Genomic DNA, 12,367 nt, shown 5'->3' with positions numbered 1-12,367 from the left:
AAATAAATTTTAACGGGAGTCATTATTTACTCACTACTCACCACTTCTTACTAACATTTTCTCTTAACCCTTTGTTAATTACTTTAAGTGGCCCCTATTTTAACTTTTTAAGGGAAACCTTATATTAGCGACTCAACCGCACCTACTAGTTATGAGTCAAGACACAAAATATACAGAGGATAATATCCGGTCGCTGGACTGGAAAGAGCATATTCGTATGCGTCCCGGTATGTATATAGGAAAACTTGGGGACGGTTCTACTGCCGATGACGGGATCTACATCTTACTAAAAGAGGTCATAGACAACAGTATCGACGAGTTTGTAATGGGCTCTGGAAAAACTATTGAGATCTCAGTTCAAAATCAGCGGGTAATTGTGAGGGACTATGGTAGAGGGATACCGCTGGGAAAAGTGGTGGATGTTGTTTCCAAAATGAATACCGGAGGTAAGTATGATTCCCGAGCCTTTAAAAAATCTGTTGGATTAAACGGAGTTGGAACAAAAGCAGTGAACGCTCTGTCCTCCAGCTTTAAGGTTGAATCCACACGTGATGGGAGGTCCCGTACTGCCGAATTTGAAAAAGGAAATTTGGTAAACGAGGAGGAGCTTGAAGAGACTTCAAGACGTCGTGGCACAAAGGTTACTTTTATTCCGGATGATTCCATCTTTAAAAACTTTAAGTATCGTGACGAGTACATTGAAAAGATGCTTAAGAATTACGTTTACCTCAATCCCGGGTTAACGATAATCTTTAATGGAGAAAAGTATTATTCTGAAAATGGTCTAAAAGATCTTCTTGGTGACAGCATCAAAGAAGATGATCAGTTATATAAGATTATCCACTTAAGGGGAGACGATATTGAAGTGGCTCTTACTCACAGCAAATCTCAATATTCTGAAGAATACCACTCCTTTGTTAACGGGCAAAATACTTCACAGGGAGGGACACATTTAGTTGCTTTTAGAGAAGCTCTTGTAAAAACCATTAGAGAATACTACGGAAAAAACTACGAAGCCTCAGATGTAAGAAAATCTGTGGTTGCAGCAATTAGTATTAAAGTAATGGAGCTAGGTTTTTGAAAGTCAGACAAAGACAAAGCTGGGATCTACAGATATGGGAGGGAAGCTTCCTACTGTGAGAACCTATATTAATGACTTTGTAAAAACTCAATTGGATAATTATCTCCATAAAAATCCTGAGACTGCAGATAAACTACAGCGTAAGATCCTTCAGGCAGAACGGGAAAGAAAAGAACTTTCAGGGATTCGAAAGCTGGCAAAAGATCGTGCTAAAAAAGCTAGTGTCCACAATAAAAAACTAAGGGACTGCCGTATTCACCTTGGCGACAGTAAAAAAGAAAGGTACCTGGAAACTACGCTTTTTATTACCGAGGGAGATTCAGCAAGTGGTTCAATTACGAAGTCCAGAGATGTTAATACTCAGGCGGTTTTCAGTCTAAAAGGAAAACCTTTGAATTCTTATGGGCTTACTAAAAAGATCGTTTATGAAAATGAAGAATTTAATCTTCTTCAGGCGGCGCTTAATATTGAAGAATCTATAGAAGACCTAAGGTATAACAACATTGTTATTGCTACAGATGCCGATGTGGATGGAATGCATATACGTTTACTTCTTATAACCTTCTTTTTACAATTTTTCCCGGAGATCATTAAAGAAAACCATTTATATATCCTGCAAACTCCACTGTTTAGGGTTAGAAATAAAAAAGAAACGATTTATTGCTACAGTGAGATGGAACGTCAATTGGCGGTTAATAAATTAAATGGGAAAGTGGAAATTACGAGATTTAAGGGGTTGGGTGAAATTTCACCAGATGAGTTTAAACATTTTATTGGTGAGGATATTCGTCTTGATCCCGTAATGCTGGATAAGGATATGTCTATAGAAGAATTATTAAGTTTTTATATGGGAAAAAACACTCCGGACAGGCAGGAGTTTATTATAGACAATCTAAAAGTTGAACTTGATCTTATCGCAGAGTAGCCTATGAGATTTAAAAATACTACTGAAACGAAGATAGTACCTTCGGTTTACATCTTAATAGTTGCTGCTTTTGTCACAAATATTTTTGTGAATATAGAAATTATGGCTTCAGATGATGAGAACAACATGACCTTCAGTCATTTTCTTCCGAATATCCTATTGCTTCTGTTCGGAATTTATTTTCACAGAATAGGCCAGTTGTTTGAATTTGATAGCGATGGAGAAACCCTCAATTTTAAGAACAATGGCGTTTTCTTTTCAAAATTTATGGAGTACAGGGTGAAAAGAGCCGAATTTCCGAAGTCAAAATTGATTAATTTTGAAGTCAGCGATTATGGCATCTGGAGCAGCTTGAAAATATTTATTCGCAGTCGTCGAAAAAAGGGCCCGCGAACTTACAGGTTCAATATTACTTTCCTGGGAAAGAAGAAAAAAAGAGGCATGATAGAATCCCTGAGAAAAGTATTGGAAAAAAATAAAGCACTTACTTAATGGACATCGATAATCCTGAAATTATACCCGAAGGCGGGGATGATCAACAAAAAGAGCAACTTATACGTGTTACTAAGCATGTATAAGGATTGGTTCCTTGATTATGCTTCCTATGTAATTTTAGAACGAGCGGTACCTAGCTGTTGAGGATGGTTTTAAACTAGTTCATCGCCGCATTATGCATTCCATGAAAGACCTGGATGATGGGCGGTATAATAAAGTAGCTAATATAGTTGGCCATACCATGCAGTATCATCCTCACGGAGATGCGAGTATTGGAGATGCCATGGTACAGATTGGTCAAAAAGATCTTTTGATAGATGCTCAGGGAAACTGGGGTAATATTCTCACAGGTGACCGGGCAGCTGCACCTCGTTATATCGAGGCGCGTTTATCCAAATTTGCTTTAGAGGTTCTTTTTAATCCCAAATTAACTGAATGGCAATTATCCTATGACGGCCGTAAAAAAGAGCTAGTTAATCTTCCGGTTAGATTTCCGCTTTTGCTTGCACAGGGAGCAGAAGGGATAGCAGTTGGTTTAAGCACCAGGATCCTGCCTCATAATTTTATTGAATTAATAGACGCTTCTATAAAACACCTCAAGGGGAAGAGCTTTAAACTTTTTCCCGATTTTCCCACTGCCGGAGAAGCTGATATCACAGATTATAACGACGGTAAGCGTGGTGGCCGCGTAAGAATTCGGGCGAAAATTTCACAATATGACAAGACCACTCTCGCCATAACTGAAATTCCTTACGGCACAACCACTACCACTCTTATTGAATCTATACTTAAAGCAAATGATAAGGGGAAGATCAAGATCAAGAAGATAGAAGATAACACAGCAGAAAATGTTGAGATTCTAATCTACCTTCCGCCAAACATTTCTCCGGACAAAACTATAGATGCATTATATGCTTTCACAACTTGTGAAAATGCCATTTCTCCTTTGGGTTGTGTCATTATAGATAACAAACCTGTTTTCCTGGGAGTAAGTGAAATATTAAGAAGATCAACAGATCATACTCTGAGTCTGCTAAAACAGGATTTGGAGATTAAGCTGGACGAATTTGAAGAGCAGTGGCATTTTGCTTCCCTGGAGCGAATTTTTATAGAGAACAGGATCTACCGTGACATTGAAGAAGAAGAGACCTGGGAAGGAGTAATAAGAGCTATAGATGAGGGATTAAAACCTCATATTTCGCATTTGAAACGTGCAATTACAGAGGAAGATATCGTTAGGCTTACGGAAATAAGGATTAAAAGGATCTCTAAATTTGACATTGACAAGGCCCAGCAAAAGATTGATGCCCTGGAAGGGGAAATCGCCCAGGTAAAGCATCACCTGGATCACCTTACCGATTATGCAATTGCTTATTTTGAGCGTTTAAAAAAAGAATACGGGGCAGGAAAAGAACGTAAGACAGATCTCCGGCTGTTTGATGATATTGAGGCTTCCAAGGTTGCCATGCGCAACACCAAATTATATGTAAACCGAAAAGAAGGGTTCATTGGGACCTCTCTTAAAAAGGATGAATTTGTCACTGATTGTTCAGATATTGACGATATAATTGTCTTTACAGGAGATGGTAATATGATGGTAACAAAGGTTGATGCCAAGACCTTTGTGGGAAAAGATATTATTCACGTTGCTGTCTTCAAGAAAAAAGATAAAAGAACAATTTATAACCTGGTTTACAGGGATGGGAAAAATGGTTCTTCATACATCAAGCGTTTTGCTGTTACTTCTGTTACCAGAGACAGGGAGTACGAGGTAACACAGGGAAAAAAAGATTCAAAAGTTCTTTATTTTTCAGCTAACCCCAATGGAGAAGCTGAAGTTATTACAGTTTACCTGAGGCAGGTAGGAAGTATTAAAAAGCTGCGATTCGAAGTAGACTTTGCTGATATGATGATCAAAGGCAGAAACGTAAAAGGAAATATTGTTACCAAATACGCAGTCAAAAAAATAGAATTAAAGGAAGAAGGAGTATCTACATTAAAGCCTCGTCGAATTTGGTTTGACGACAGTGTAAAACGACTTAATGTAGATGAAAGAGGAGAACTTCTGGGAGAATTTCGGGGAGAAGATCGTCTTTTGATCATTACCCAGGACGGTGTTGCCAAAACTATTAAGCCGGAGCTAACCACACGCTTTGATGATGAGATCATAGTCCTGGAAAAATGGGTTCCAAGAAAACCAATTTCAGCAATTTATTATGAAGCTGAAAAGGAAAAATATTACGTAAAAAGATTTCTAATTGAAAATCCCGACAGGGAGGAGAAATTTATTGGGGAGCATGAGAAGTCCTTTTTAGAAATTGTTTCTACAGATTACATTCCGCAGGCAGAGCTGGTTTTCTCTAAAATTAGAGGTAAAGATTCAAAACCTTCCGAAGTCATTAACCTTGAAGAATTCATTTCAGTAAAAGGAATTAAGGCTCTTGGAAACCAGTTGACTACAGAAAAAATAAAACAGATTAATCTTTTAGAACCAGTTCTTTACGAACCCGAAGAGCTGCCAACAGAAGAGCTGGAAGTTAAGGACGAGGAAACGGTTGAAGGGCAGGATATATTGGCAGGAGAAATTAGAAAATCAACTCCTGCAGAGAGCCAGACAAAATTATTTGATGAGTAATGGGATTGCTTAAAGAGTTTAAAGAATTTGCCATTAAAGGCAATATGATTGATATGGCGGTAGGTATTATTATAGGTACCGCTTTTAACCGTGTAGTTGATGTCCTGGTAAAGCAGGTAGTAATGCCTCCGCTTTCTATGATGACCGACGGTATTAATTATGCAGATCGTAAAATTGTGCTTAAAGAAGGAGTAGCTGAAGCTCCCGGAGTTGTTGCTGCAGAGGAAGTGGCCATTGGCTATGGAGTACTTATCGAGGCAATGATCGATTTCCTGGTAGTAGGTTTTACAATTTTTCTTGTAGTAAGACTAATGAACTAGGTTTAGAAGAAAAGCTGAAGATCCAAAAAACAAAACTGTTGAAACTCCCAAAGATATTCAGTTACTTTCCAATTTAAATGATCTATTGCAGGAACAAAATGAGATTTTAAAGAGAGGGAACAGCAAGAATTAATCCTGTAGTTTTTTTACCTCTCCTTTTTTCTTATTGCTCTCACCCACAAGACCGTATTCAAAGGTATATGAGTCTTTACTCGTTGTTAGGATTTTCATGTGGATAGGCTGCCTCTCTGCACGATTTTTAGGATTGAGATTTTTTAGTATGTACTCGCAGTTATTTATCCACCGCACCGAAGAAGTGTCGGTTTTTCCTCTAAAATGATCTATTTCTATAGAATCATTCCTTACAAAGGTGGATGTTATCATTTCTCCGTTTAAATAAGATTCAAACTGAAAGGTTCCTGTTTTGAAGCGATCACAGTCCCTTTCGGGAGAATAACAGGCAGTAAAAAGCATTAAAAGAAGTATTAGGTATGGGTAATTCTTCATTATTTAAATAATCTGATTAGTCTCGGGGCAAAGCTTTTATAACTTTCTACAAAATAAAGCTATTTAATCAGGAAATTCAATTTTCAAAGGCATCAAAACTACCATCAGTATAGAAGAAAACGATCTTTTGAATGGCTTTTCCCTTACCCGATCTTTCAGTTATTGTAGAACCAGTGTGATTTTCTTTTTCTATCACTAAGCTTCTCCTGTATAGCAGAAGAAGTGGAAGTGTTAGGCGTGGGTTGATTAGCTTTTTCAGATGGCACAGAAGTATTTCCTTTGGATGGAAAACTTCCTTTTCCATTAAGCAGCCAATATAATTCCACTTCGGGATATGCCTGAACAATTTTTAAGACAAAGTCCAGGCTGGGTTTATTTCTTCCTGAAAGTATATGCGATATAGAAGAGCGTCCTACGTCGATTGCATCAGCAAAAGTAGCAGCAGAAATATCGTAATACTCCAGTATCTTTTGAAGTCTTAAACTGAAATTTTCACTGTTTACCATTGTAAATAAATTACTCTTATTAGTAGTTTACAAATGTAATAATAAATATAATGAAACCAGATATACATTTGTAAACATATCTTAAGCGCTTATTCAAATACTTAAGATAGGTAATACTAATGATCTAAATATTAATGAAATAGAGCTATATAATATTGCTTTAGGATTATTTCCAAAGTTAAGAAGTCAAATTTAAAGGATGTTGTTTACTTCTGTAAACGATAAGCCTAAATTTCCTTGTTTACAATTGTAAAATTTGCTTTATTTACTTTTGTAAACTATGGAAACGACCTCATTATTCATCTCAGACGTAGCAAATAAATATTCCCAAATTAAAGTAGGAAAATTGTATGGCAGGTATATCACTGCTGAGCATATTGAACCAATTCTTGAAAGGCTGAAGTCTTCATTAAAAATTAGGGAGATTGGTAAATCTACCCTCGAAGCTTCTATTAAAATTGTAGAATTTGGTAAGGGGGCCAAAAAAATCCTTGCCTGGTCTCAAATGCACGGAAATGAATCCACAACCACAAAAGCAGTTTTTGATCTCCTAAACTTTTTTCTTCCTTTCCTGATGATCCGGCGGTTAAAATTATAGAAGAGCATTTTACAATCACTATTATTCCAATGCTTAATCCAGATGGTGCGCGGGCATATACCCGGATTAACGCTAATGGAATTGATTTAAATCGTGACGCCCACCAAAAATCCCAGATTGAAAGTCAGATTTTAAATCAAATCTTTTCAGAATTCCAGCCAGATTTTTGTTTTAACCTTCATGATCAACGAACTATTTTTAGTGCAGGCCAGGATAAGGTAATTGCAACGGTTTCATTTTTAACTCCGGCTTTAGATGAGGAATGTACAGTAGCTCCTTCCCGGATCATTTCAATGAAGTTAATTGCTGCAATGAATAATATTTTGCAGCAAACTATTCCTCGACAGGTTGGAAGGTATGATGATTCATACAATATTAATTGTACGGGAGATTCTTTTCAAACTTTAAACGTTCCTACTGTACTTTTTGAGGCTGGACATTATCCTGAGGATTACCCAAGGGAAAAAACCCGGGAATTGATCTTTATATCTCTTGTCACTGCACTTTTGTCTATTGCTACAGGAGAAATGGACGATATAGAATATACAGAATATTTCAAGATACCAGAAAATGACAAGCTGTTTTATGACTTGATTCTAAGGAATGTAAGTATAGAAGATAAGATTGTGGATGTAGCCATTCAATTCAGAGAAATTTTAGAGGAGGGCAGGATAATGTTTCAGCTGTAATAGAGAAAATTGGCGAGTCCTTATCATTTTTTGGCCATAAAGAAATTGAAGGCAATAAAAACGAACTTCAAAATTGGAATAAGGAAACACCAGCCGAAAACGATATAGTTCATAAACTTCTTCTTAAAAGTGAAGTTTTAATTATAAATTATGCAAATTATTGAAAAACGCTACTAAATATTTATCGAATTTGTATTATTTTTGTGTTTCATTAAAAAAGATTAAGAGTTATGGCAAAATATAAATTAGACGATACCGATCACCAGATTCTCGACATGTTAATTGAGAATACCAGGACCCCTTTTACAGATATAGCTAAAAAATTAAATATATCGGCAGGGACAGTTCATGTGAGAGTGAAGAAAATGGAAGAAGCTCAAATAATCTTAGGATCATCTTTGGTTCTTAATTATGAAAAATTGGGGTATGCGTTTATAGCGTATGTTGGTATATTCCTTAAAAATACTTCCCAAACAAAATTTGTTCTGGAAAGAATAAATGATATTCCATTCGTAACCGTTGCACATGTCACTACTAAGCAAATTTAATGTTTTCTGCAAAATACGGGCGCGTAACACCCAGCACGCCAAAGAAATCATATTTCAGCTAGATGATATAGAGGGAGTATATAGAACAGAGACTATGATCTCTTTGGAAGAAAGTATGAATGATAAGAAACGCTTAATGCACTCTATTTTCAAGAACCTGTAACTTCTCCTAAATTTATATTAAAACCCCTTTAAGCTGAAGTGTTTGAAGGGGTTTTTTATACCTTGGTATGGGATGTTTTAATTCTCATTTTAAAAATACAATTATGACACCTGCGCAACTTGATAAATTAGATTATCCGGAATACTATCAAAAATACATACGTCTTCTGCCTCAGGATGATTTGCTGGATCTTTTAAGTTCCCAGGCTGCAGAGATGAAGGAATTTATAAGCAAATTAACCAACAATGATCTTAAGTATTCTTATGCGGAAGGAAAGTGGACAGTAGGGCAGGTGCTGCAGCATATGTTGGACAATGAAAGAATTTTTCAATATAGAGCATTGTGTATCGCCAGGAAAGACCAATCCCAATTGCCGGGATACGACCAGGACGCTTACGTTTCCAATTCACTAATAGAGGAGCGTACAACTGAAGATTTTAAAGAGGAATTTGAGGTGGTACGTAATTCCGGAATTTTACTTTTTAAAAACTTTAATGAAAAAATGCTAAGATTAAGAGGTTCCTCCAACGGTTATCCTTTAAGTACAGCTGCAGCCGGATTTATAATTGTTGGTCATGAAAAGCATCATTTAAACCTTTTTAGATCAAGTTATAATTTATGATTCGGTTAAAAACATTTTGGCGACTGCTAAGAAGGGCCTATGGGAGTTGGGTTAATAATGATCCATGGGCAGAAAGTGCTATTATTGCGTATTACACAATATTTTCTTTGCCTTCACTTCTTATCATTGTAGTAACTATAGCGGGTTATTTCTTCGGAAGGGATGCTGTACAGGGAAGGATTAGTGATCAAATAGCTGAGTTTGTAGGTAATGATGCCGCGACTGCTGTAGAATCTATGATTAGCAGTGCCTGGATCAATAATAACTCAACCTGGGCAGTAATATTTGGGGTGGCTATTTTACTTTTTGGTGCAACAGGAGTATTTTTTAGGCTTAAGATCGCAATGAATAATATCTGGAATGTCGCTGCAAAAAAGGAGAATTTTGGCAGGATGATAATGGATAGGGTGATTTCTTTTGGTATGGTACTCGCCATTGGCTTTCTTTTGCTACTGGCATTGCTAATTTCGACCGCTGTGAAATTTTTGGGAGAATATATTTCCTCTTCTGCTCCTCTTCTTACTTCTTTAGGATTGGATTTTGTAAACTATATTTTATCATTCATTTTCATTACTTTTTTGTTTGGTGCAATATTTAAGCTCCTTCCCGATGTTGTTATAAAATGGAAGATCACATTATTGGGTGCTTCTTTAACTACTGTTTTGTTTTTAATAGGTGAGTTTCTCATTAGTTATTACTTTGGGCAGAGTAATCCCGGATCGGTTTACGGGGGTGCATCTTCTATAATTTTAATACTACTATGGGTAAATTATACCTGTCTTATTTTGTTCTTCGGCGCAGAATTTACTGTACAGTATGCTTTATATAAGAACGAATCTATTCGACCAAACAGATTTGGGCAGCTTAGCCATTTACAAGGAAATTGAAAAGTTACACAGTAAAAAAGTTAAACTGGCCGAGGACCACAGGATCCTAAAAAGGCTTAAGAACAGCCTCGATATTGAAAAACAAAGACCAGATTCAGCCGATTAATAAAGGTTTAACGTCTCTTCTTCATATTTTATAATCACTTTAATAGAGATTCTCTCCTTGAGGGTGTATCTTATTTTGGAATTAATTTAAACAGAAAATATGAAAAAGAGAATAGCCATTTTGGCAACCAACGGATTTGAAGAAAGCGAATTAAAATCTCCAAAAGAAGCTATGGAGAAAGAGGGATTCCAGGTAGATATTGTTAGTACAGAGTCGGGAAAAATTAAAGCATGGAACGATGGTAACTGGTCCAATGAATATAAAGTTGACCATACTCTGGAAGAGGTAACTGCAAAAGATTACAATGCTCTGGTTTTACCCGGAGGAGTAATTAATCCTGATTATTTAAGAAGAAGCGAGAAGGCACTGACTTTCGTTCGGGACTTTTTTGATCAACACAAACCTGTTGCTGCAATTTGTCATGCTCCCTGGACTTTAATAAGCGCAGGAGTTGTAAAAGGAAGAACAATGACTTCCTTTCATTCAATTGGAAAAGATGTTGAGAATGCAGGAGCACATTGGGTGGATAAAGAAGTAGTTGTAGATGAAGGATTTGTGACCAGTAGAAATCCAGATGATTTACCTAAGCCTTTAACTCTAAATTAATTGAAGAGATTAAGGAAGGTAAGCACCAGGAGCAACACGCTTAATCCTTTTAAAAATTAATTGAAGGCTGCTAAGACTTTGCTAAACAATTTCAGCAAAGTCTTAGCAGTCTTTTTTATTTATCATCTTCTTCCTCGTCTTCTCCATCTTCTTCTGCGGTTGCGGTGTCATCGTCTTCCACATCATCTTCCACATCCTCTTCTATACCTTTTTCTGGTATATCTACTATTGGCTCATTAAAGTCTGAATCTTCGTAGTCATCTTCATCATAATTTGCCATCGTATTCTCTAATCTGGTGCTCACTTTTACCAGATAAATTGAATCTTCGGTTCTTACTTCTACAGCTTCAATAGTCTCGTTCTTGGCATTTTTAAAAGAGATAATTTGGTCATCATCGTAACCATCAGGATACTTCTCAACAAGAAGGCTCAGGATCTCGGGAGTAAGTTTTTTGTAATCTACAATAACTCTTTTCATAACTAATTTTTGAGTGTGCAATTATAATAAAAATTGGATGACATGTGCAATTTCAAAAATAATTTATAAAAATTAAATTGAACTGCCACTACAATTAATGCTTTTTAAGATCTATATAGTACCTAAGTGCTTCAAACTGAAGATCCCGGGACACTTCGAGATCAATTACAGGCTTACCAATTTGCTCTAAAAGAACAAATTTGATCTTTCCGTGGGAATTCTTTTTATCGAATTTTAACAGCGCAAGGATCTCTTCAAGGTCCTCTTCTTCAAGGTCTACGCGGAAATACAATTGAAGGATATTATTAGTAATTTCTTCTAGTTCTTCCTCGTTCAAGCCTTGCTGCTTGTGAGAGAGATACGCGGCTATTACAATTCCTGCCGCAACCGCTTCCCCGTGTAGTAAAGTTTTTTTATGCGGGTGTGTAAGAAAATAAGATTCTATTGCATGACCAAAAGTATGGCCAAAATTTAATGTCTTTCTCAGGTTTTCCTCTAAAGGATCTTTCTGTACCACGGCAGATTTAATCTGCACCGATTCTACAATTAGATCATCCAGATCTTCAAGAGTAAGTTCCTTAAGATTTACCGCTTTTCTCCAGTAGTCTTTACTGGAAATTAAACCATGTTTTAAAATTTCGGCAAGGCCACTCCTCATTTCTGCGGAAGAAAGTGTGCTCAAATAATTGGAATCAATCATTACCATCTCTGGCTGAGTAATTACCCCCACCTGGTTCTTTAAATTCCCCAGATCAACACCTGTTTTACCACCAACTGAAGCATCAACCATAGATAGTAAAGTAGTGGGTATATTCACATATTTTATACCTCGTTTAAATGTACTGGCCACAAATCCTCCAAGATCTGTAACAACACCTCCGCCCAGGTTTAGCATAACGCTCTTCCTGTCTGCTTCCAGTTCTGATAATGCATTCCAAATCCCGCTACAGGTGTCAATGTTCTTGTGTTCTTCACCTGCTTCCATTTCAATTACCTCAATGTTTACTGAAGTTTCCAGGCGGGGTAGAAAGTCGGGAAGACAAAATTCCCTGGTGTTGCTGTCCACCAAAACAAACAGGATTGAAGGTGCACTTTCTTTTAGGAATTTATTAAGTTTTTCATAGGCTTCACCGGAGTAATAAACTGGTGCCTGCACTGCGTGGGTTCCCATATTTTTCAAGTATTTGCTGATGTTTTAAAG

At 36.8% G+C, this 12,367-nt stretch carries 9 protein-coding genes and 5 pseudogenes; 10 read left to right on the top strand and 4 right to left on the bottom strand.

The annotated features are described in order from the left end of the window. The first annotated feature begins 151 nt into the window (after positions 1–151). From LZ575_RS03780 to mscL, 4 genes and pseudogenes are all read left to right on the top strand, one after another. Positions 152–2,006 (top strand): annotated as a pseudogene (locus LZ575_RS03780) (DNA topoisomerase IV subunit B). A gap of 3 nt (positions 2,007–2,009) precedes the next feature. After that, positions 2,010–2,498, top strand: a complete 489-nt coding sequence (locus LZ575_RS03775; RefSeq protein ID WP_235328669.1) for a hypothetical protein — start codon at positions 2,010–2,012, stop codon at positions 2,496–2,498. Further along, a pseudogene (locus LZ575_RS03770) lies at positions 2,498–5,136 on the top strand (DNA gyrase/topoisomerase IV subunit A). The gene LZ575_RS03775 and the pseudogene LZ575_RS03770 overlap by 1 nt, the downstream one beginning before the upstream one ends. Continuing rightward, positions 5,136–5,589, top strand: a pseudogene (gene mscL, locus LZ575_RS03765) (large-conductance mechanosensitive channel protein MscL). Before LZ575_RS03770 ends, mscL begins: the two co-directional pseudogenes overlap by 1 nt. On the opposite strand, the gene LZ575_RS03760 reads toward mscL, so the two are convergent. Both LZ575_RS03760 and LZ575_RS03755 read right to left on the bottom strand, forming a co-directional pair. Further along, complete coding sequence (locus tag LZ575_RS03760) at positions 5,586–5,963, bottom strand: DNA topoisomerase IV (RefSeq protein WP_235328662.1); 378 nt, start codon at positions 5,961–5,963, stop codon at positions 5,586–5,588. The pseudogene mscL and the gene LZ575_RS03760 overlap by 4 nt on opposite strands. Before the next feature lie 155 nt (positions 5,964–6,118). After that, positions 6,119–6,469 (bottom strand): helix-turn-helix transcriptional regulator, encoded by a 351-nt coding sequence (locus LZ575_RS03755; RefSeq protein WP_235328660.1) that lies wholly within the window; start codon positions 6,467–6,469, stop codon positions 6,119–6,121. A 280-nt stretch (positions 6,470–6,749) separates the two neighbouring features. Here LZ575_RS03755 and LZ575_RS03750 point away from each other — a divergent pair, with 280 nt between their 5' ends. The 6 genes and pseudogenes from LZ575_RS03750 to LZ575_RS03725 all read left to right on the top strand — a co-directional run bounded on the left by LZ575_RS03750 (position 6,750) and on the right by LZ575_RS03725 (position 10,732). After that, complete coding sequence (locus tag LZ575_RS03750) at positions 6,750–7,067, top strand: hypothetical protein (protein WP_235328658.1); 318 nt, start codon at positions 6,750–6,752, stop codon at positions 7,065–7,067. Continuing rightward, positions 7,061–7,756 carry a hypothetical protein gene (locus LZ575_RS03745; protein WP_311196089.1) on the top strand — a complete coding sequence of 232 codons (696 nt, stop codon included), beginning with the start codon at positions 7,061–7,063 and terminating at the stop codon, positions 7,754–7,756. Before LZ575_RS03750 ends, LZ575_RS03745 begins: the two co-directional genes overlap by 7 nt. A 230-nt stretch (positions 7,757–7,986) precedes the next feature. Beyond that, a pseudogene (locus LZ575_RS03740) lies at positions 7,987–8,467 on the top strand (Lrp/AsnC family transcriptional regulator). A gap of 103 nt (positions 8,468–8,570) precedes the next feature. Further along, a complete protein-coding gene (locus LZ575_RS03735) occupies positions 8,571–9,089 on the top strand; it encodes a DinB family protein (protein ID WP_235328656.1) in 519 nt (172 codons plus the stop codon). Continuing rightward, a complete protein-coding gene (locus LZ575_RS03730) occupies positions 9,086–9,976 on the top strand; it encodes a YihY/virulence factor BrkB family protein (RefSeq protein WP_235328654.1) in 891 nt (296 codons plus the stop codon). Before LZ575_RS03735 ends, LZ575_RS03730 begins: the two co-directional genes overlap by 4 nt. 205 nt (positions 9,977–10,181) lie before the next feature. Then, positions 10,182–10,732: pseudogene (locus LZ575_RS03725) on the top strand (type 1 glutamine amidotransferase domain-containing protein). 71 nt (positions 10,733–10,803) lie between these two features. Here LZ575_RS03725 and LZ575_RS03720 read toward each other — a convergent pair. Together LZ575_RS03720 and aroB are read right to left on the bottom strand one after the other, a co-directional pair. Next, positions 10,804–11,166, bottom strand: coding sequence for a hypothetical protein (locus LZ575_RS03720; protein ID WP_235328652.1), 363 nt, complete (start codon positions 11,164–11,166; stop codon positions 10,804–10,806). A 94-nt stretch (positions 11,167–11,260) separates the two neighbouring features. After that, entirely contained in the window at positions 11,261–12,337 is a 1,077-nt protein-coding gene (gene aroB, locus LZ575_RS03715) for a 3-dehydroquinate synthase (protein ID WP_235328644.1), read from the bottom strand. Positions 12,338–12,367: the final 30 nt, after the last annotated feature.

The sequence above is a fragment of the Antarcticibacterium sp. 1MA-6-2 genome, assembly GCF_021535135.1.
GTDB lineage: Bacteria > Bacteroidota > Bacteroidia > Flavobacteriales > Flavobacteriaceae > Gillisia.
The sequence above is the reverse complement of the archived record's forward strand: the minus strand, read 5'-3'. Positions and strand labels throughout refer to the sequence as shown.

What these genes read in the sequence shown, in the direction of transcription:
- LZ575_RS03775 (WP_235328669.1), top strand. Translation starts at nt 2,010, where the DNA reads ATGAGATTTAAAAATACTACTGAAACGAAGATAGTACCTTCGGTTTAC.
- LZ575_RS03760 (WP_235328662.1), bottom strand. Translation starts at nt 5,963, where the DNA reads ATGAAGAATTACCCATACCTAATACTTCTTTTAATGCTTTTTACTGCC.
- LZ575_RS03755 (WP_235328660.1), bottom strand. Translation starts at nt 6,469, where the DNA reads ATGGTAAACAGTGAAAATTTCAGTTTAAGACTTCAAAAGATACTGGAG.
- LZ575_RS03750 (WP_235328658.1), top strand. Translation starts at nt 6,750, where the DNA reads ATGGAAACGACCTCATTATTCATCTCAGACGTAGCAAATAAATATTCC.
- LZ575_RS03735 (WP_235328656.1), top strand. Translation starts at nt 8,571, where the DNA reads ATGACACCTGCGCAACTTGATAAATTAGATTATCCGGAATACTATCAA.
- LZ575_RS03730 (WP_235328654.1), top strand. Translation starts at nt 9,086, where the DNA reads ATGATTCGGTTAAAAACATTTTGGCGACTGCTAAGAAGGGCCTATGGG.
- LZ575_RS03720 (WP_235328652.1), bottom strand. Translation starts at nt 11,166, where the DNA reads ATGAAAAGAGTTATTGTAGATTACAAAAAACTTACTCCCGAGATCCTG.
- aroB (WP_235328644.1), bottom strand. Translation starts at nt 12,337, where the DNA reads ATGGGAACCCACGCAGTGCAGGCACCAGTTTATTACTCCGGTGAAGCC.